This window comes from Bacteroides sp. HMSC067B03, from assembly GCF_001811315.1.
GTDB classification, from domain to species: domain Bacteria; phylum Bacteroidota; class Bacteroidia; order Bacteroidales; family Bacteroidaceae; genus Bacteroides; species Bacteroides faecis.
Window position 1 is genome coordinate 108,407 of sequence record NZ_KV804471.1, and the last position, 21,000, is coordinate 129,406.

Below are 21,000 nucleotides of genomic sequence, written 5' to 3' on the forward strand. Positions count from 1 at the left end.
AAATTAAAAGTTCAAATTAATACCACCCATAAATGTTGTTTTGGGCATAGGATAACCTGCATTTATCTCGTAACGTTGCGCCAACAGATTTTCACCTTTCACGAAGATGTCGGCAAAACGACAGATTCGGTAACTTCCCCGCAGATTCCACAGAACAAAACTATCCTGTTGCTCAACACCTTTATTATTAATGATGACAGATGTATAAAGTCCCTTTATATATTGTATACTGGTTGATACGGTCCAATGTCCTTTGACATAATCTGCACCTGCATATAATTTATGTTCCGGAGCGGCAAGAACCGGATTTTCCATATGCAGCCAACTGTAGTTGGCATTCACGTTCCAGTGGGAGCTTAACCGATATCCGATGTTTGCTTCAACACCCCAATTCTCTATTTCTCCGGAATTGACATTTAGTGGAGGTGTCAGGCCATTGCTCATAATTACGTTATCACCATTGATATAGTACAGGTTCATTCCATAGAATAACGCTCCTTCCAATAATCGTTGAGAATAGGAAAGTTCATAGTTCACCAGTTTTTCCGGTTTCAGTTCCGGGTTTGCAGGAGCAAACATATACATTTCCCGGATAGTCGGATTGCGATATCCTTTGCTTACCATTGCTTTCAGTTCCGCATTCTCCGGAAGATGAAAGGCCAGCCCTCCTTGGGGTATCCATTCCGTACCTACATGTGAATGATGGTCTACACGAATGCCCGCATCCAGCGACAGCCAGCTATTTATATCCTGACGGAAGTCAACGTATCCCGCAAACTCGTCCATTTGCTTGTCTACGCCCGGTTTGCGTTCTCCGGTAGCAACTACCTTGTTCCATGATTCGCCACCGAAGTGCTGATAGTCAAAGCCTGCTGTCAGGCGATTGCCTGTGAAGAAAGTTGCACTCTGATACCAAGAGATGCCGAACATTTTATCTTTAGAATTGAAGTGCGATGCCTGTGGTTGTTCTCCTGTCTTATATCCATCGTTTATCTTATGTCGTCCCCAATTATAGAAAAAGCTTAAGGCACCTGCCGTTTTTTCGTAATTGTTCTCCAACGCAAATGAAGTCATACCACGAGTGATACGTGAGTCATTGTCGATAAGCGGAACTTGTACCGTCCCCGGATTGGAAGCATTGAAATGAGTTACATTCACATCCCCCCACAGTTTCCAGGAGTTGCTGAAGTCATGGCCTAACTTGGCATATCCTCCATATTGTTCGAACTCCATATCGGGACGATGACCGTCGGTACGGTTGTAAGAGCCGGTAACGATGCTGCTGAAGCGTTCTTTTTTTACTCGGTTGGAAAACTCTGTTTGTAACGTATTGTATGATTCATACCCAACTTGCATATTTGTGTTCACTCCCTCTTGCTGTTGTTTGCGAGTGACGATATTAATGACTCCGCCCATCGCATTCGAACCATAAAGTACCGAGGCAGGTCCTCGTAATATTTCCACCTTCTCTGTCATCATAGATTGATAGGCGTCCGCTATCGGATGTCCCATCAATCCCATATATTGAGGATGCCCGTCAATCAGGACCAATAAACCTGCCGTCGGGCTACCGCCGATACCACGCAGGCTCATACCACCTGCCGCACCTGTAGATACACCATATCCCATGATACCGCGGCTGGTAGTAAAGAATCCGGGGACTTGCTCTGTCAATAATGGCAAAAGTGAAGGTTCATATCTTTTCTCTATTTGTTGTCTGCCAACTACTGAAATGGTCATCGGAAGGTGACGTATATCTGTCTCATTACGTGTTCCGGTGACTACGACTTCATCAATGATATAGTTTCTTCTGAGTTGTGTAGTGTCTTTTCCGCTCTGAGCCATTCCGGAAGTAGATAGCAGGCTACTAAACAAAAACAGACATGTTGCAATTCTTTTCATATTCTATTCCATATTTTTATTTCTTCTGTTATTTCCTGCCACTTCTTATTCTTTTGAGAAAGTTATGAATCAAAGGTAATATAGCTTCTGCAGATTTTTCTTCACTGCACATTGTTTCTACCGGACACCAGCCTGTATGGTCCCGATTCCAGATAAAAGGTACTTCCTGTATGAAACTGACCTTTATATCTGAATCCTGAAACAGTTCCAAAGCCTTTGAACTGATTATATCTGTATGGAGTTCCTTTATGCCACCCAAAATCATCAGGGCGGCAGCTCCCTTTCCTACCACTTTATCAGCAATCAACGCTCCTTTCAGGAAATCCGGTTCCTGTGTCAGCAAATCATACAAATCAGCCACTCCACGTTGAGTAAAAGTGCGTATGATATCTCCGTTGGCAATCGCGCAGGAATATCCTCCCGAGTGTAATAAGTCTATTAATTCTTCTATCATAAAGTTCCTTGTTTCAGTTGTTCTACAAATTGATCTATCCGATGCAGTTCTTTGGGTATATCGATATTTTGCGGACAATGCGGTACACATTGATTGCATCCGATACAATGACTTGCCTGCCGGAGTTTAGGTACACTACGGTCATATCCGATGAGGAAGGCACGACGGGCTTTGACATAATTCTCATCCTGCCTGTTTTTAGGCACATTACCTTCGTTGACACAACGGTTATAATGTAACAGTGTTGCCGGGATATCCAGTCCATACGGGCATGGCATGCAATATTTGCAGTCATTACAGGGAATAGTGGGGTATTTCAGCATTAACTGCGCCGTATCTTCCAGAAAATCCATTTCTTCATCAGTAAGCGGTTCCAACGGAGAATAGGTACGGAGATTATCTTGCAGATGTTCCATATAAGTCATACCGCTTAATACAGTCAGTATATCGGGGAACGACCCGGCAAAACGAAAGGCCCATGAAGCTACGCTACTTTCAGGTCTCCGTTGTTTGAGTCGTGCTACCAGGTTGTCATTCAACTTAGATAAGCGGCCTCCCAAAAGCGGCTCCATGATAATAGACGGGATACCTCTTTTGTGTAACTCTCCGTACAGATATTCGGCATCGGTATTTCGGGCATTTGTTTCTTTCGCATGCTTCCAGTCTACATAATTAAGCTGTATCTGCACAAAGTCCCATTTTATTTCATCATGCCGGGAAAGCAGATAATCATATACTTCAATATCACCATGATAGGAGAAGCCAAGATTCCGGATACGACCAGCCTCTCGCTCTTTGATCAGAAAGTCAAGCATTCCGTTGTCCAGATACCGCCCTTTGAGAGCATCCATTCCACCCATGCCGATGCCGTGAAGCAGCATATAGTCAATGTAGTCAACCTGAAGGTCTGCAAATGATTTATGATACATTTTAAGTGAAGCTTCGCGCGACCATGTATCCGGAGAGAAATTGGACAGTTTGGTAGCTATGAAGTATTTGTCGCGTGGGTGACGGCTTAATGCAATGCCCGTTGATTTCTCCGAAAAACCTTGCACATATGCCGGAGATGTATCGAAGTAATTTACTCCGTGAGCGATAGCATAATCTATCAGTCCGTTCACGGCATCCTGGCCGATGATTTCACCATTACCATCGGGAGACGGTTTGAGTGGCCATCGCATACAGCCGTATCCTAAAAGTGAAACACGGTCGCCTGTAGTTGGAGAGGTGCGATATGTCATTTTATCGGTGGGTACCTCTCCTTCCGCTGTAACACTACTTGAAGAAGACGTTTTTCGGGGAGAACATCCGTATAATATGGCTGTTGATGTAGCCGCGCTGATACCCACGATTTTTATGAAATCTCTTCTGTTTATGTCTTTTTTATTTTTTTCTTCCATAATCTTGTTCTGATTTAGATTATACAATTCTGTGCATCTGGTGCCCGGTCACATAAATGGCGCTAAAAGGCCGGGACGGACAAAGATTCTCACAAGCTCCGCAACCGATACACCGTTCGACGTTTACTACCGGAATTTTCAATGAATCCTCATTATCAGGATCGGAAGCTACCATTTGGATAGCACCAACCGGACAATGACGGGCACAGTTGCCGCACTCCATTCCGTCTGTCAGCGGTATACAGTTTTCTTTAATCCATACTGCATGTCCGATCTGAATAGCGGATTTTTCAGCGAGGCTGGTCAGATGGATAGCATCCGTAGGACATACTTCCGCACATTTTGCACATTCCGGACGGCAATAACCACGTTCGTAGGACATTTCCGGCTGCATTAAAGTAGCCAGATTACCGGAGGGCCGTAATACCTGATTGGGGCAGACGGAAACACATAACTGACATGCAGTACAATGCTGGGTAAAATTGCGTGCATTCAATGAACCTGGAGGATAAATCGGGTTTTCCCGATTGGGAATCTTCTTGTCCTCGATGGCTGCCAGACCTCCGTCTACTTTCTTTTCCTGTGCTTTCAGTACGGCAGTAGTCGCAACGACAGCAGATGCGGAAAGGAAACTACGGCGGGCATTGTTCACTTGTTCTGCGGTGACTGATTTAACCTGAACTGTTTCTGTTGCAGCCGATTCTTTTTTCGGAATTCGTCTTGTGTATCTGATAGCCCCTTGTTTGCATTTCTCTAAACAATCCATGCAAGCTACACAACGGCTATAATCAATTTCGTGAGCTTTTGTATTGATGCAGGATGCTTTACAATTACGTGCACACAGCCCGCAGCCGTTACATTTAGATGTATCAATTACGGGTTTGAAGATTGAATATCGTGAGATAAATCCCAATATTGTGCCGACAGGACAAACCGTATTACAATAAGTACGTCCGTTCCGCCATGCCAGAATAAAAAGAACGACGAGAGTAATGATGGCAATGATCAGTGTTGAAAGACTTTTCATCCACACATCCACTTCGTAGAAAGCATAACTTTCTGCCCGTTCGGCAAAATATGCCATAAGATTATTACCCCATTGCCAGAATGGTGCCAACAGGCTGGAAGCCATACGACCATAAGCACTATAAGGAGCCAATAGGACTACAAAAGTGTTCTATCCGGCAACTAAGGCAATGAAAAACACGGTCAGCACTCCATATCGAAGCCATCTTAAAGCCGGAGAATAACGAAAACGATTCTTTTTCCGTTTGCCGGAAATCCACGAAACCGCATCTTGAAATACTCCTAACGGGCAAATGACCGAGCAGTAAATACGTCCGAACAATAACGTAAGTACAATAAGGAATAGTACAACACCTATATTCAAGGCTAATACTGCCGGCAGAAACTGAATTTTCGCCAGCCATCCGAACCATGTGTGAAGTGTTCCCGTAAAATCAAGGAACAGTAAGGTAATAAGTGCAAAACACACGATTGCGGCTGTAAGTCTGATAGTACGCAGCATAAATTTATTAAATTATCAATTTATAGTAGTTATATCCCAATATTATTTTCAATATCCGAATCGAATTTTAGTCTTTTTATCGATGCAAATTTAAGCAGAGTGATTTGTTATCACACTATATAAATTACAGAAAGTTATACCAATATTACAGATTATGAAATTTTCAGAATCAGATAATTGCAGTTCTGACTGATATTTCTATTCTAATTTGACTATTTCTCCTATTTCCGGAATCAGTACATTCAGTGAATCATGGTTTCGCATATTCTCTGCGTTTTGCAAAGGTTCATCCCAAGGATGTCTGGCTAATGCGTATTTAGAATGATGTACCGTAAGGATCTTCTTCGCATTTAGGTCTTTAGCTGCTTGTGACATTTGTTCCGGCATCATATGGATTAATTTCCATTCTTCATTATATTGGCCGTTTTCAAGAATTGCAAGATCGATGTTGGGGAAGCGTTCACCTATTTCCGCATAATGAGTATCATATCCTCCATCTCCACCGATATAAATATTCTGTGAAGGAGCCTGCAGTAAAAAAGAAGCCCATAACGACTGATTGGAAGAAAGACCGCGCCCGGAAAAGTGACGGGCGGGCAAACAGTAGACCTTGAAACCAGTTTCGAGACTTGAATCTTCGTTCCAATCAAGTTCCACAATCTGTTTTTTGTCGAATCCCCAATATTCAAAATGTTCGCCTACACCTAAAGGGCAAATGACAGTTCCGATTCTGTCTCTCAGTTTTTTTACAGTGTTATAATCCAGATGATCCCAATGGTCATGGCTAATGATCAGATAATCAATATCCGGCATGTCTTCCGGTTTGTAAATGTCGGTGCCTTTAAAAGGTTTGTTGACGAAAGAAACAGGGGAAGCCATGCAAAATACCGGATCTACTAGTATTCGTTTTCCTCCTGTCTGAATCAGGTAAGATGAATGCCCGAACCATACCAGCATTTCTTTGTCCCGTCCGACTTGTCGGAGGTCTGTTTTTATTGCATTTACAGGTTGGTCGGAGCGCAGACCTTCTATCTTTCGGAAAAGAAATTCTAAAATACCTGCAAACCGCCCTCTGTCCGAGGTCATTAAAGTTGTTTCATGAAGGTTCTGGAACTCTCCGTTTCTATAGTTGGGAGATTGTTTTATTCTTTCCAGACGTTCGCCGCGGGGAGTTCTGCCAAAACTGGGCTGGTTGATAAAGACAAAGATTGTCACTACCAGCAATAGTGCTATACCTAATATACTTCCTATGATCATACGGATTCTAAATTTCTTGATGATACGCATATAATGAATGACTAATTTTATTTACGTAGCAAATATACAGGTATTTAGACGAGATGATGGTATATTACAGATTGTTATACCACAATTACTGAAAAAGGTTGAAGGATAAGCCTTCAACTGAATCCAGAGATAAGATATCCTATTGCCTAGAAATAAATCTTATAGCTTATATTAGGTATCATGCCGAGTCCGTCCTTCTTTTCTATTTCATTGGTTTTCTCATTATATTGGTAGAAGTGCATTCCGGTACGCATACCTACATTTAAGACTTTTACAGAGAATTCATGGGATACTACCTTTTTATTTATTCTGAAACTAAAGGAAACATCTCCATTAATAGACGGACTGAATCTTTCGCTGTATGCTTGAGTTTCATCAAAAACAATGTCGTGTTCGGCCTGACTTCTTTCTTTATTTACAGGCGTATATCGTCCTCCGCCTTGAAAATATAATCGTCCGTTAAGGCTTAATACATTTTGTTTAAGTTTGCCGACCATCCATTCTTTACCGGCAAGTAAATTCAGCAAATAACCTTTATCCAGCCTTGTATTTCGCCAAACGTTATCTCCTCCCCTATATTTCGATTTAAATAAAGAACCTGTAATCATATAGTAGAATCCATTCTTCATATACTGTTCCAGTGTTATGTCTATTCCGTAATTTCTGCCTTTCCCGGTGTTTACCAATATCCTGTCTAAGTAAAATTCCTCATAGTTAATGACTGAGAAAGAGGATTTTTCCTCTACCGGCACGTGAAATAGATACTGGAAATAAGGTTCTACCTTCAAATGCAGGTTTTGATTTATGTTCCAGTCATAAGTAAGTCCGAAATGATGTGCTCTGGAGAGATCCAGATATCGGTTTGACAGCTTCTTACCATTGACAACCTTTTCCACGTAATAATAATCCAGCTTTTCCCTACGGCTATGCAGACCATAAGCTAATGCTAAAGATTGTTTCGGATTTATTTTCCACTTCAAAGCCACCCGTGGTTCTATTGAAAAGTTATTGTTTAAAGTAAAATACTGAGCTGTAACTCCTAAGCTGGTTGTCAGATTATTATTCAAGTTGATAACCGAACTGCTATATGCCGAGATGGCGGTACTTTTTCCATTACCTTTTGAAATTTGTTCCATAGGTCTGTTCAAACCAAAATAACGACTGACCTGATAATCGAGATCATAGTTAAGCTGCGTGATGGTAACTCCTGTTCTATTGATATGCCTCGGACTGAATTTCATATTCAGATATGAATTAAAAATAAGATCCCACCTGCTGTTTCGGATATCTGCCACCGGAACTTGCTTGTCATCCGTTTGTTGATCGACCACTGTGTGATCTCTGGAATAGGTGGCAGATAAAGAAGAACGAATATACGTGTCTTCATTAACAGAATATTTGTGTACCAGTCCCCCCGACATTTTTTCAAGTTCATCTTTTCCCGACTGTCGGTCTGCCATCGTTTCCCATTCCGAGCGATCTTGTGGCTTCTCTTTATTTCTATCAATCAAGCCTAATCCCCAGATAGAAAAGGTACCGGCCCGGGAAGTAGGAAAATTCAGTTTAAAGGCTAAATCCTGATATTTGAGATTCAAGTCATCGGCGGAAGCCAGCGATGTAGTCGAGAACCGGTAATTGACAAGGTAAGAACTACCTCTCTTTTTATTGATAGGCCCCTCTGAGGCTAAATCAATTCCCATCAGCCCGACTTGAAAAGCGTGTTCATACTTCTGATTATTTCCATTGCGCAGGTGCATATCGAAAACGCCGGATAGCGCATTGTTGTACTCGGCAGGGAAAGCTCCGTTGTAAAAGTCGGAGTTTCCAATCATTTGTGTGCTCAAAGCTGATAAGAACCCTCCTCCCAAACCTGCTAAATCGGCAAAATGTGTAGGATTAGGAATCTCAATGCCCTCCAGCCTCCATTGTGTGAATTGCGGGGAGTTTCCTCTGATGGCAATTGCATTGGTACCGATGTCTCCTGCTACTCCTGCAAAAGCTGCACTGAGTCGTGCCGGATCGTCAAATCCATTAGCAAATCGTCCCGCCTCTTCCATACTGATCATGCGTCCGCCTGTGATAGCTATCGGATTGATCGTCCGGTCTTTCTTTATTTCCGGTTTTACGAGGACTTCTGCCAGATATTGAATATTCTCGTCAATGGGAATTTCTACATACACTTCTTTGGACGAGCTCACCGATACCTCGCTGATAATACGGGTATTGTAGCCAGTAAAAGATGCCAGTATATTATAACGTCCTACCGGAACATCACGAATTCGGAAGTATCCCAGACTATCGGTAGAACTACCGTAGGAAGGATCTTCCTCTATGCAGACAGAAGCGTATTCTATTGGAGTGTTGGTTTTGGAATCCACAACGATTCCTCTTATGGTTTGCGTTAGTTTTTGTGTCTTTTCATTGGTCATTTTAGGTTTCTTTTCCGATAAGGAGATAATGATATGATATCCTTTGATCTTATATGTATATCCGGTCCCTTTCAATACTTGCTTCATTGCTTTATCAATGCTTGCGGATTTTAACGACAGAGATTGTTTTCTGCTCAGGTCCAGATCGGATTGTTCATAAGCAATGCTGTATCCGGTCTGTAATTCTATTTGTTCGAAAGCTTCCTTTAGGGATATGTTTTTATTTTGGATTGTGATTTTCTTTTCTGCATTTTGCGGAATAGCCGTTAACGACAGAAAAGAAAAAAACAAAAGAATGATCATCTTATCTAGCTTTTTATTAGCATTTATTCGATCCATTATTATATATTTGTATGTTGATACTTCATTTTACTTCGCTGTTTAATGAGGATAGACATTTCAGAACTGGGTAGAGGGTCTCAAGCTGCTTCCCAGTTCTTTTTCTTCATAGGCTGTTTTTTTATTGTTGGGTTAATACTATTTTATTTCCATTCTGCTGATAAGTAAATCCAATGATGTCTGCTAATAGATTCAGCATTTCATCCTTACTTTCACCTTTCAGAAATTTGACGGTATATCGTTTGGATGCGGGAATATGCATCGAATGGCTCTCAATTGCAATATCATAGCGTCTTTCCAAGGTGCTGAATATTTCTTGGGCTGTAGCATTGATAAATATGAGTTTTCCTGTCATCCAGCTGTTTGTTTCACTCGTGTTTACTTCTGTAATCCGGATGTCTGAAGTCTCTTTATCGTATGTCAGTTGTTCATTCGGCTGAAGTATATGCGGATGCCGGGATGGAGCATTGACTTCTACCTTGCCGCTTGTCAGGGTGGTCGTGACTTTTGCCTCATTGGAGTAGGCTTTTACATTGAATTTTGTACCGAGAACTTTAACTGAAAGCTGCGAAGTTTCTACTACGAAAGGCTTGGTAGTATCTTTCTTTACTGTAAAGTAGGCTTCACCGTCGAGAGTTACAAGTCGTTTGTCGTTTGCAAAAACTTCCGGAAAAGTAACTGTACTTCCTGCGTTGAGCCATATTTCGGAACTGTCCGGCAGAACCACCCGCTTTTGTTCTCCATATGCGGTGGATATCTCCATCATTTCATTCTTAAAAGGCATGTAATAGAGTATCCCCCCCGCAAGCATCAGAGCGGGAATGATAAGCGCGGCAATACGGGTGAATTTTTGATATGAAACAATGTTCTCAAGATGTTCCTTATTATATCCGGTTCTTAGATTTACCCGTTCCAATGCGGAATAGGTGCCCGGATCGGATTTTACATCCAGTTCATTCCAATACTCCAGTGAGGCTTTTTCTTTTGCCTCTATGTCTTTATCTTCAATAATCCACTTCTGTACTTTTTCCTCTGTCTCGGGAGAAAAACGGGCGGAAAGAAACTTTCTGATAATTCTGTTGATATTACTTTTTTCCATTTAGCTGTACTTTACTATATATACAGCCTGACAGTAAAAAGCTCAATAAGAAAATTGATATTTTTTCCGAAAAGTGATAATAATGTGGTCTCAGAATTATAACAAAGACATCAGGAAACATGAAATCACTTTCCGTATCTCCTTCAAAGCCAGACTTAGCTGGCTTTCAACATTTCTTTTGGTCGTATCCAGACGTTCTGCTATTTCAGCATTGCTCAATCCTTCGTTATGGCTCAATGTATAAATCATTCTCCGCTGTTCCGGCATCTTTTCAACTAGCTCATCTATCAGGAGGCCGAGTTCTTTTGCAATAAAGTCTTCTTCCGAAGTGGAACTATATTCTATTTCCTGATTATTATTCAGATAAGTATCATGTACGTATTTATGCTTCAAATAGTTTATCGCTGCATTTCTTGCAATGGTATGCAGATAAGCGTTAAAAGATCTGGAAGCATCGATAGAGCTATGGTTGATCCAAAGATTGACAAACAAGTCTTCCGTTAATTCTTCTGCATCCGATTCTGATTTTATATATCCGTCGATGAAAGCTTTGGTTTTGTTGTAATAGGCTATAAAAACGGTCTCGAAAGCCTTATGATTACCATTCTGAAAGGCTTCCAGTGTCTTTATGTCAATACTATTATTCATATTATCCAAGCTTTCGTATTTTGTGAGGACAAAAGAAGTAATTATTTATTTTGTAAAGATACTCTTTTTGAATTATTAAGATGTATCCAAACGAATTATTCTTTTTTCAACCTTTCTTTATGAACCTTTTTCTTCTGCCTCCAATCTTACGGTTGCCGAGCTTATGCCACGGGTAGCGATCAAGCTTAGAAATATGCTTGATCAGCTACCTCTGTTGAAAGACTGATGATCATTGACTCAGTTTGGAATGATCTTGCTTAGGATGGTAAATAATGCCAAAGCCATTCAGAAGATATCCGATTAAGCATATGACGGGTGCAACGCGTATACGCAGGTCGCTAAAGATATCAGGATTGTATGCGGCAAGGGTACTCCCTTTGCCGCTCATTAATATATATCCTATAATAACCAGTATCGAACCTATGGATAAAATAACATAGTTTCTTTTGCCAAATACTGTTTTCATTTCTTTTTGTCTCATTATTTTCGGTTCCATGTTTTTAATTTCTATTATTTATTATTTGAGTGAATAGTGCATACTTTTCTTCAAATCGCCGGTTGCTTGCTTCATAAGATTCTTTATCTATCTCTTTCATACGTTCGTTGTACGCATTCCATTGCCAGAATTTGTATAAACAGTCATTCTGCATCATTCCTGTTCGGCCATTTCCCAATGAAAATGCCCAGTTTATATAATCTTCCGATTCGGCTATCAGATGATTGAATAAGGTGACGGCTTTTGTCTTTTCTCCTAGTGCGGCATAAGCGGTTGCTATATCAAATGAACCGCTTTCGTATATCTCGGGGACATTATAAGCCGGAACAGCCTGCTCTGCATAAGTGAGAACCTTTCGGGCACGTACATGGTCACCCTGCTTTATCAGTTCTTTGGCTAGCTGGGCAAACAGACGGCGATGGTAATAGCAGGTACGCAAAGTTGTTTCATCCAGATAAAGCCCGGGAGTATCCAGTCCGCCATATTTATATCTATTCATGACATTGTCGTAGAGCTTCTCTATATCTACTGCATATCCGTTGTCTCCTTCCGCATCTCCCCATACACGATAATTGAAAGGAGTGAAACGAAATGCCAGTCCTTCCTGAACAAAGTAATCATTAAATTTCAATTTACTGACCTCGCCTACGGAAATGGCAATATACAGCGGACGCTCCCAATTACAGTTGGCAAGTATCTCCAGCAAGAGCAAATCCATTTTAGTCAGCACACGTATGTCTTTTAAGGAGATATAGATTTTATCCGGTATCGCGTTTCTTAACTCCTCTCCTTTCAGATGGCGGATAGACTTTGGAAGCATGACTCCCGAACGAAGCACTGCTTCTTTATCAATATCGATACTTATGGTATCGGTGGGAATCACGTGGAAATCTTGTTTTTCCGAGAGTGCCCAATGTTTCAAAATGTTTTTTGCTTCAAACGGATCGTTCCCAAAGCTATCCCGTGCTTCTTCCGGATGTTTCTGATACAATTCCTCTATTTGCTTTTTAAGTTCCGGGCGGACAGATACGTACTCGTTCTTACCTTCCTGATATTGATCCTTTTTCCAGCTTATCGGTAGTCCGGGAGCATCATAGAGAGGGCACTGCTGCTGATAGATATACCAGTCTGTTTGCGCATAACTCAAGTTGCAGATACGTGCATCTCTGCGTATTCCCTCCGTGTCTTGATTATACCATAAAGGGAAAGTATCGTTGTCACCGTTGCAGAATATAATCGGATGGCCTTTATCGGGAAGCGTCATCAGATAATTGGCTCCAAAGTCACGACAAGTATATCGGTTGCTTCGGTCATGGTCGTCCCAAGTCTGGCTAGCCATCTGCACAGGAATCAGCAGGCAAAGCAACATGGATACACTGATGGGAAGCACTGAATTTTTCTTTTTGCGAAGCGTATCACACAGTCCGGCAGCTCCCATCCCTATCCATATAGCAAAGGCATAAAACGAACCGGCATACGCATAATCCCGTTCACGTGGCTGACCGGGAGTCTGGTTCAGATAGAGCACAATGGCAAGTCCCGTCATAAAGAAGAGGAAAAACACGATGCTAAACTGCTGTTTGCCTCTCTTTCCGCGTACTAATTGCCAGTATATGCCGATTAAGCCCAGAATCAGTGGCAAACCATAAAATACATTATGACCTTTATTCTGGCGCAGAGATTCAGGGAGGAGTTTCTGATCGCCAAGTCTTACATTATCGAGCCAGGAGATTCCTGTGATCCAGTTTCCATATTCCGGTCCGCCATGTCCCTGCATATCATTTTGCCGTCCGACAAAGTTCCATAAGAAATAGCGCCAATACATATAGTTAAGCTGATAGGTAATGAAATAAGTCAGGTTCTCTTTCTGTGTCGGAACTTTATCGGTTCCTCCCGACCAGCTTTGGTAGGACGAAGCCAGCCGGTCATTCCACATTCTGGGGAACAGCATATTTTGCGTATAACATATATCTTCTTTATGCCGTATGATTTTATACTTCCCTTCTTCCTTATCCTGACGATACACAGCACCCCCTTTTTTCGTTTTTACTTTATAATAGTCACCCTCGGGCACATACTCCGGTTCGGAGGAGTATGTTCTCCCGTAAAGTAAAGGTGCGCTTTCATACTGCTCGCGGTTCAGATAACTCTTTAACGTGAAGATATTATCCGGAGCATTTTCATTCAGAGGAGTATTGGCACTGGCGCGGATCAATATTACTGCATATGTAGTGTAGCCCATTGTTAATGCAAGCATGCACCATAAAGTAGTATGTATTATACGTTTCCTGAAACGATAAATAGCTACAATCAGCAAGAAAACCACCAAAGCCAGAAAGATAATCAGCCCGGACTGGAAAGGAAAGCCCAGCACATTGACAAGAAGCAGTTCGAACCACCCTCCCATATCAGCCACACCGGGAATGTAGACGAATAGAATCAGTACAATAAGTAACCCGGACAAAGTAATTGCACCTATCACTCCTTTGAGTGATATCGTTTGATACTTCTGATAATAGAAGACCAGTACGATGGCCGGAATACAAAGCAAATTAAGCAAATGTACTCCGATAGACAATCCGATAATATAGGCTATCAGGATAATCCACCGGTCTCCACAGACAGAATCCGATTCGTCTTGCCATCGGAGAATCATCCAGAATACCAAAGCTGTGAGAAATGAAGAAAAGGCATATACCTCCCCTTCTACTGCACTGAACCAAAATGTGTCACTGAATGTATAGGCCAAAGCTCCGACAAGTCCTGACCCCAAAATGATAATAACATCTGTTATAGACAACTCACCTTTTTCTTCTTTTAAGAGGTATCTGACCAGACGGGTAATACTCCAGAAAAGAAAAAGGATGCAGCCTGCACTGAGCAATGCGTTCAGAAAGTTGACCATGCGTGATACCTGAGTAGCATCGGAAGCGAATTGAGTGAACAGGTTTCCCACTAACATGTAAAAAGGTGCGCCGGGCGGATGTCCCACCTGTAACTTCTCTGCGCACGAAATAAACTCGGGGCAATCCCAAAAACTGGCAGTCGGTTCGATGGTCATTCCGTAAACAAAAGCTGCTATCAGAAAAACCATCCAACCACTGAAATCATTCCATCTTTTAAATAATAAGTAATTCATTGTTCTGTAACTTTTTGTTTGCAAAGTTATAGAACAAGAGGTTTATTTTGGTGTTTTTAACCGGACGGATACGGACGATAGATATCTTTAATTATTTGATATACAGTAATGTTTTTAAGATATCTCCGGACAAATACGGACTACAATGATTTTACGAAATCTTCTAACGATTCTTTCGTGCTTACAAGCATTAGTTTCTCTGTTTTTATCCTCGATATTCTTCTAGTAAGAGTTTCCACCGTCAACTTCATGATATCTGCAAAGCAGGCAGGTTGAATGCCCTCACGCAGAAATGCACATACTCTCAAATCTTCTTCCGTCAGTCTGGGATTTATTTCCTTCAGTTTGGATACAAGTCCATATACTCCTTCTTGAAGCCGTAATAATTCACCCCATTCTTTTTCTGAGAATGAAAGGGCTTTAGAAGATAAAACGGACCGTTCTTTCAACTGCCGGACTTTTGATACAATAGGAGAACTTTCGTATATGTGTTGTTGGAGTGACTGATATTTTTCTTCCAGATAGTTACATTGCAGTGCTAACTTATCCGATTCCACATCTTTGCGCAGCATTTCATCTTTGAATGAATTTAATTGCGCGTAGACATTCTTGTTTTTTCTCCACAATAGTCCGAGCAACAAAGACATAACACCGAAGACTCCTAATGCAGACGAAAGGATGGTTCTTGAATTACCGCTGGTATCGTTGAGCATTAATTGACTGGCATAGGCTTTTCTTTCCATTTCCAGTGCTTCGTCGAAGTTGCCGTATTTCTGATAATACAGGCTGCAACGTCTGCATATCTTAGCCATATAATCATACTTCTCTGTGAGAGCAGCCAACTTGATCGCTTCCTTAAAATGAATTTCTGCTTCCTTTTTCCTTTCCAGGTCACTTTCTACACAAGCCAGATAATAGTATGCTTTTGATTGCTGATATTCATCTCCGTTCTGCACGAAATAAGAAACGGCCTGACGGATTTGCTCATCCGAAGAATGAGGAATATTCTTGTCTTCATTGAATTGGGTACATAACAGATTGTACTCTGCCAGTTGAGCCTCGTTCATTTGATTCGCCCGAATATTCTCGAGAATGAAGGAAGCGGTGTCCGGGTCTTGTTCTATCAGTTGGGCGGCTTTATCCAATCCTTGATTCACATTGGTTCCTTCTGGATGACATGCGGCCAAAGAGAGTGCAATTACATATAATAAAATTCGAAGATTATTCATAACTCTATTTTTATTTTTGCATACAAATGGTTGGAGTTGCAAATATAAAAAATAAATTGGTATTTGTACTTCCATAAGTCCAACAAAAATGGTGTCACTATCCCACTCTCATAGTGTCACTATCCTATGAGTATAGTGACACCATCACGACGGGATAGTGTCACCATCATATTTCATTAGTCCAATCAACCTGTTCTCATGCTTTTTTTGACAAAGATCAAGGAAGTGACCAGCTGTTTATTAAGAAGATAAGCTGTATCTTTGTAGCAAATTAAAATTGTATATCATGATTAAGAACATTGTATTTGATTTTGGTGGAGTAATTGTAGACATTGATCGCGATAAAGCAGTTCAGGCATTTATCAAGATAGGATTGGCGGATGCCGATACCCGTTTAGACAAATATCACCAGACTGGAATATTTCAGGAATTGGAAGAAGGAAAGTTGAGTGCCGATGAATTTCGTAGACAGCTTGGAGACCTATGCGGACGCGAACTGACTATGGAAGAAACCAAGCAGGCATGGCTAGGCTTCTTCAAGGAAGTGGATTTGCGTAAACTTGATTATATATTGGAACTTCGGAAGTCCTATCATGTATATCTTCTTAGTAATACGAATCCTTTCGTTATGTCATGGGCCTGTAGTCCTGAATTTTCGTCAAGGAGAAAACCTTTGAATGATTATTGCGACAAATTATATTTATCTTACCAATTAGGACACACTAAACCGGCACCGGAGATATTCGACTTAATGATTAAAGACTGTAATATTATTCCTTCCGAAACCATGTTTGTCGATGATGGAAGTTCAAATATCCATATAGGTAAAGAACTCGGATTTGAAACTTTTCAACCGGAGAATGGGGCTGACTGGCGGGAAGAGTTGACTACAATATTGAAGAAATAGATATTTATTTAAGACTATAACCACTTTATTCGAAAATCAGCTAACGATAAAGTGGTTATAGTTGTTTGATCTTATTGTACTTTGCTTATTATTAATGATGGATTGCTATGCAGAAAATAGTTCGTTCCACCTAGGTCCCCCTTTAGTTCTACCTAGGTGGAACGAATCGGATATCATAGTAAGATTATCTTTTATTTGAATCTTTTTAGCTCTTTCTTCTCAAAAGTCCATTCAGGTGTGTAAAGGTAACCGCTATCCGTTTCAGTCAATTCATACCATGGAGACAGGTTGTGGTTTGCCGGGTTAACCAAAATGTGAATCTGTTGGGCAGGCATATAACTTTGAGCCAATAAAAAAACTTTCTTTTTTGTTTTCGGATGGATTGCCACATCTACAACGATTACGGCATGTCCCGGTGAGCCTCCTTTAATAAATACATCTCCCGGTTGCAATGACATATATGGAATGGTCAGCAATTCCTTGGAAAGAGAAGCAGTACCGGCATACGTAAATACCATATTCAAGTAATTGCGGAAAGTCTTATAAGAATAATCTTTTCCCCCCGCTGTATACCACTGCACGTTATTTCCATTTACTTTAATCCGGTTTCCTTCTGCCCATTTCTTGTATTCTGCGGGAAAGCCGTTGGTAAAGTTAAACTTAATTTCTCCATATCTTTTTTGTGCCCACAAATATTCTGCTCGCAAGCGCATAATCGCATCTGCACATTGTTGCAGATCACGATTACCTATTTCCATATCTATTACGGCATATGCGGCAGCTTGATTTCTTTTTTCCTGTCCGTTGTAAAGTACTACTTTGCTACCTTTGGGAAGTAAAGGCAGTTGGCGTAGATATGAGGTAAAAGAATGTTCGTCACATGTCTCACGAATGTAGTTTACAGGAGGAGCTATTCTGTTTTCTACTGTTTGTCCTAGCAATGTAGTTAATGAAACCAGGCATAAAACATTGATCATAAGTATCTTTCTCATATTTTTATTTTTTCCGAAGATAGAATATCTTTTTCAGAAAATCAAATTTTGTAAACTGATCCTTTCTAAGAATCTTTCTAGAATACGGATTTCTAAAAATCAAACTTTCAGATATTCTCTTTATCTTTGCAGCAAATAGAAAGGAATATGCAATCACAAATCATACTTATCACCGGAGCATCCTCCGGGTTCGGAAAGATTACCTCACAAATGTTGTCTGAACAAGGACATATTGTTTATGGAACGAGCCGTAAAACATCCGAAAACATGGGCAAAGTAAAAATGCTTGTGGTAGATGTAACCAATACTTCATCTATCCAACAAGCTATTGGACAGATTATTTCCGAGCAGGGGCGGATTGATGTGCTGATAAATAATGCAGGAATGGGTATTGGCGGAGCTTTGGAATTAGCTACCGAACGGGAAGTTGACATACAAATGAGCACTAACTTCTTTGGTGTGGTCAATATGTGTAAAGCAGTACTTCCTTATATGCGCAAGGCGCGTAAAGGTAAAATAATCAACATCAGTTCTATCGGTGGAGTAATGGGTATCCCCTATCAGGGATTTTATTCGGCATCTAAATTTGCAGTAGAAGGTTACAGCGAAGCATTGGCATTAGAAGTTCACCCTTTCAATGTCAAAGTTTGTCTGGTAGAACCGGGAGATTTTAATACCGGATTCACTGACAATCGTAATATCTCCGAATTGACCCGACAGGATTCGGATTATGGGGAGAGCTTTTTGAATTCATTAAAGATAATCGAGAAGGAAGAGCGCAATGGATGTCACCCTCGGAAACTAGGCTCCAGCATTTGTAAAATAGTGGCTCGCAAGAATCCTCCGTTCCGGACTAAAGTCGGCCCTGTAGTACAGGTTCTGTTCGCGATGAGTAAAAGCTGGTTACCGGACAGGGTGATGCAATATGCTTTACGATTATTCTATGCCATTAAATAGATCATTCAGAAATACATAAAAGGTCGATAGCAACTTCAGTTACTATCGACCTTTTATGTATTTATATATTTTTGTTCCGAATCAGTTTTTCGGTACCAGTTCCAGAAACATTGTGGTTGTCAGTAATACAGCCAGTCCGACACAAACCGTAATCAGAAGCCAGTTTATATATTTGGCTTTCGGTTTGGTGTCTGCATGAAGGTTGTTCAGAAAATACTCTCTGAAGAAAAGGTACAGACCCGGAATGGTGGCACTAGCCAAAAGAAAATCTTCGGGAATCTGGAAGAAATAAGTTTTGGACAACCCTATCAATGACCAGTGACAGAGGAAAAGTACCAGGAACATATTTACTTTGTAAGCAAAGAGCAATAATAAACCAATCGTAAATACAACTACGGAACAAGGCATCACCGGAGAAGTCATTTCCGGGAAAGAAAGTCCGCGTGCTAACGATACCATAGGATATATGAAAGGCATTGCCAACAAGACGTAGGACAATACGTCATATTTGTGCGTACGTTCGAAGGTGGTATATCCCGTAATGGCATCCCATACCCAAATGATGGCCATTACTCCCCAAAACATCGCCATTACTCCGTTATAGCTACGTTCTTCGCAATATATATAGTAATATACAATAGAAATCCATGAATAAAGTCCTATCATATAGAGCTTCATTCCCATCTTCACCCACGGACGTGGTTTCTTGATGAGTAATGCAGTCAGCACGATACCTATCAGAATGACAACTATTTGTAAAATCCAGGTAGCCGAATTATAATATGCTATTGTTCTCCAAAAAATCTCCATAAAAGTAGTTTATTAATGTCTTGTTAACGAAAAGGCTCTGCGTGGGAAAATAAACATTGGGAATGTTGCTCCTACTGCCAGCATAAAAATGACTGTACTTGCTACCAAAGAATTGGAGAAGAACATTTCCTGCATTTCTATATACTTGTCATGCATTTCCGGCTTATTCACTGTCTGCAGACACATGATAAGCGAGAAAACCATATTGTAGGCAAACTTTCCGGGAATCATCGGAAGCAATGCCGGAATATAAAGTACTGTCATCGGACAATAGACTTTCTTTCCCAGCCATAAGCTGCCGAAACCTATTACCAAACCACCAAATAAAGAAGCTGTAGCAATGTCTACGCCTAGGTAAGTCATCAGGCAGAAACGACACGCATGGCCTAATGCTGCCAATATCGCAATCATCTTGAAAGCACGCAAAGGAGGATCGGAGATTGCGCCGAATCCGATACCTGCTATTGCTGCAAAGAAACCGTCAGAAAGAATATCAAGTGCTACCATATTAAATTAAACTGTTTTTTACCATTAATAATGTAAAGGAAAGGCCGATAGCTATACTGACAATAAGCAAAGAAGCTTCTGTCAAACGGGCAAATCCTGTCAGAACATATCCCTCGACGACATCAATGACTCCATTGATCAAAGGAACACCGGGTACGAGATATAGTACACTGGTTGCCAGAGCTATTTCGGAAGTTGTATCAAAAATCAAAGCGGTAGAAGCACATAAGGATGCGACGAAAGCTGAGACAATGAATATAATATAATGATTCATTTTCTTCTTTTGCATCTGTTGTTTCAGGTATAATCCCGTAAGAGTGGCAGAAAAAACAATTCCCATTGAAATCAGGTCTCCTCCAAACAGTTTACAGAATGATGCATTGGCAAAACCGACCAATATCAGGACAAAAAGAGGATGCATCATCGGAGCGGAAATAATCTTTTTGTATTTCTCTTTCAGTTCTTCCAGCGACAAATGATGATCCACTGCTTCCCAGCTGAGGGCGCTTAATTCTGAATTATGTTCGAAACTGATAGGATGTGCAGGGATATCTATTACTTCATTGCAAGCTTCGTTCGTTTCCTTGTCGATGATTGTAAGAATAATATTCTTATGAAATACTCCCAGTTTAACATCTAAGCCAAAGGCTTCTCCCAGACGCTTGGAGTTGCGTACAACGCGTGATGTATGCACTCCCGCTCCCATTAGATGAGCTGAATATTCTGCTATGAATTTACCTATAGATAATAAAGATTCGCTTGTCTTCATGTATGTGAATTTTTTAAATCGGCTGCAAAAGTACAAAAAAGAGTAGTAGCAAGCACCTAAATCCTGCATATTTTCAGAAAGAAAATACTTAATCGCTGATTTTCTTCA

Annotated in this window: 16 protein-coding genes and 1 pseudogene; 2 read left to right on the forward strand and 15 right to left on the reverse strand. The window is 40.8% G+C overall.

Going from position 1 to position 21,000, the window contains the following annotated elements; translation table 11 throughout:
• Positions 1–3: 3 nt before the first annotated feature.
• The 11 genes and pseudogenes from HMPREF2794_RS24400 to HMPREF2794_RS24450 all read right to left on the reverse strand — a co-directional run bounded on the left by HMPREF2794_RS24400 (position 4) and on the right by HMPREF2794_RS24450 (position 15,950).
• A complete protein-coding gene (locus tag HMPREF2794_RS24400; protein WP_070752928.1) occupies positions 4–1,902 on the reverse strand; it encodes a TonB-dependent receptor plug domain-containing protein in 1,899 nt (632 codons plus the stop codon).
• Between the two features lie 28 nt (positions 1,903–1,930).
• Positions 1,931–2,353, reverse strand: coding sequence for a DUF1893 domain-containing protein (locus HMPREF2794_RS24405; RefSeq protein ID WP_055268913.1), 423 nt, complete (start codon positions 2,351–2,353; stop codon positions 1,931–1,933).
• Positions 2,353–3,756, reverse strand: a complete 1,404-nt coding sequence (locus HMPREF2794_RS24410) for an aldo/keto reductase (protein WP_070752931.1) — start codon at positions 3,754–3,756, stop codon at positions 2,353–2,355. Before HMPREF2794_RS24410 ends, HMPREF2794_RS24405 begins: the two co-directional genes overlap by 1 nt.
• A 19-nt stretch (positions 3,757–3,775) precedes the next feature.
• A pseudogene (locus HMPREF2794_RS24415) lies at positions 3,776–5,284 on the reverse strand (4Fe-4S dicluster domain-containing protein).
• Positions 5,285–5,482: 198 nt separating this feature from the next.
• A complete protein-coding gene (locus HMPREF2794_RS24420; RefSeq protein WP_083312182.1) occupies positions 5,483–6,580 on the reverse strand; it encodes an MBL fold metallo-hydrolase in 1,098 nt (365 codons plus the stop codon).
• A 137-nt stretch (positions 6,581–6,717) separates the two neighbouring features.
• The gene (locus HMPREF2794_RS24425; protein WP_070752934.1) at positions 6,718–9,339 is read right to left on the reverse strand and encodes a carboxypeptidase regulatory-like domain-containing protein; all 2,622 of its coding nucleotides are present in this window, start codon (positions 9,337–9,339) and stop codon (positions 6,718–6,720) included.
• Positions 9,340–9,460: 121 nt separating this feature from the next.
• Positions 9,461–10,438: a FecR family protein gene (locus HMPREF2794_RS24430; protein WP_010537964.1), complete on the reverse strand. Its 978-nt coding sequence runs from the start codon at positions 10,436–10,438 to the stop codon at positions 9,461–9,463.
• A gap of 96 nt (positions 10,439–10,534) precedes the next feature.
• On the reverse strand, positions 10,535–11,086 hold the full coding sequence (locus HMPREF2794_RS24435) for an RNA polymerase sigma-70 factor (RefSeq protein ID WP_070752936.1): 552 nt from the start codon (positions 11,084–11,086) through the stop codon (positions 10,535–10,537).
• 229 nt (positions 11,087–11,315) lie between these two features.
• Positions 11,316–11,582 carry a DUF3098 domain-containing protein gene (locus HMPREF2794_RS24440; RefSeq protein WP_010537962.1) on the reverse strand — a complete coding sequence of 89 codons (267 nt, stop codon included), beginning with the start codon at positions 11,580–11,582 and terminating at the stop codon, positions 11,316–11,318.
• A 4-nt stretch (positions 11,583–11,586) separates the two neighbouring features.
• Positions 11,587–14,721: a glycosyltransferase family 117 protein gene (locus tag HMPREF2794_RS24445; protein ID WP_010537961.1), complete on the reverse strand. Its 3,135-nt coding sequence runs from the start codon at positions 14,719–14,721 to the stop codon at positions 11,587–11,589.
• Between the two features lie 140 nt (positions 14,722–14,861).
• Positions 14,862–15,950, reverse strand: coding sequence for a hypothetical protein (locus HMPREF2794_RS24450; RefSeq protein ID WP_010537960.1), 1,089 nt, complete (start codon positions 15,948–15,950; stop codon positions 14,862–14,864).
• Between the two features lie 286 nt (positions 15,951–16,236).
• Here HMPREF2794_RS24450 and HMPREF2794_RS24455 point away from each other — a divergent pair, with 286 nt between their 5' ends.
• Positions 16,237–16,857, forward strand: a complete 621-nt coding sequence (locus HMPREF2794_RS24455) for an HAD family hydrolase (RefSeq protein WP_010537959.1) — start codon at positions 16,237–16,239, stop codon at positions 16,855–16,857.
• A 191-nt stretch (positions 16,858–17,048) separates the two neighbouring features.
• On the opposite strand, the gene HMPREF2794_RS24460 is transcribed toward HMPREF2794_RS24455, so the two are convergent.
• A complete protein-coding gene (locus HMPREF2794_RS24460) occupies positions 17,049–17,834 on the reverse strand; it encodes a DUF4846 domain-containing protein (RefSeq protein ID WP_371441462.1) in 786 nt (261 codons plus the stop codon).
• A gap of 162 nt (positions 17,835–17,996) precedes the next feature.
• Here HMPREF2794_RS24460 and HMPREF2794_RS24465 point away from each other — a divergent pair, with 162 nt between their 5' ends.
• Positions 17,997–18,806 carry a 3-ketodihydrosphingosine reductase gene (locus HMPREF2794_RS24465; RefSeq protein WP_010537957.1) on the forward strand — a complete coding sequence of 270 codons (810 nt, stop codon included), beginning with the start codon at positions 17,997–17,999 and terminating at the stop codon, positions 18,804–18,806.
• A gap of 81 nt (positions 18,807–18,887) precedes the next feature.
• On the opposite strand, the gene HMPREF2794_RS24470 is transcribed toward HMPREF2794_RS24465, so the two are convergent.
• From HMPREF2794_RS24470 to HMPREF2794_RS24480, 3 genes are read right to left on the reverse strand one after another with little or no spacing between them, the layout of a single operon-like run.
• Positions 18,888–19,616: a DUF6064 family protein gene (locus HMPREF2794_RS24470; RefSeq protein ID WP_010537956.1), complete on the reverse strand. Its 729-nt coding sequence runs from the start codon at positions 19,614–19,616 to the stop codon at positions 18,888–18,890.
• 12 nt (positions 19,617–19,628) lie between these two features.
• Positions 19,629–20,123 carry a threonine/serine exporter family protein gene (locus HMPREF2794_RS24475; RefSeq protein WP_010537955.1) on the reverse strand — a complete coding sequence of 165 codons (495 nt, stop codon included), beginning with the start codon at positions 20,121–20,123 and terminating at the stop codon, positions 19,629–19,631.
• 1 nt (position 20,124) lies between these two features.
• On the reverse strand, positions 20,125–20,892 hold the full coding sequence (locus tag HMPREF2794_RS24480) for a threonine/serine exporter family protein (protein ID WP_010537954.1): 768 nt from the start codon (positions 20,890–20,892) through the stop codon (positions 20,125–20,127).
• Between the last annotated feature and the right edge of the window lie 108 nt (positions 20,893–21,000).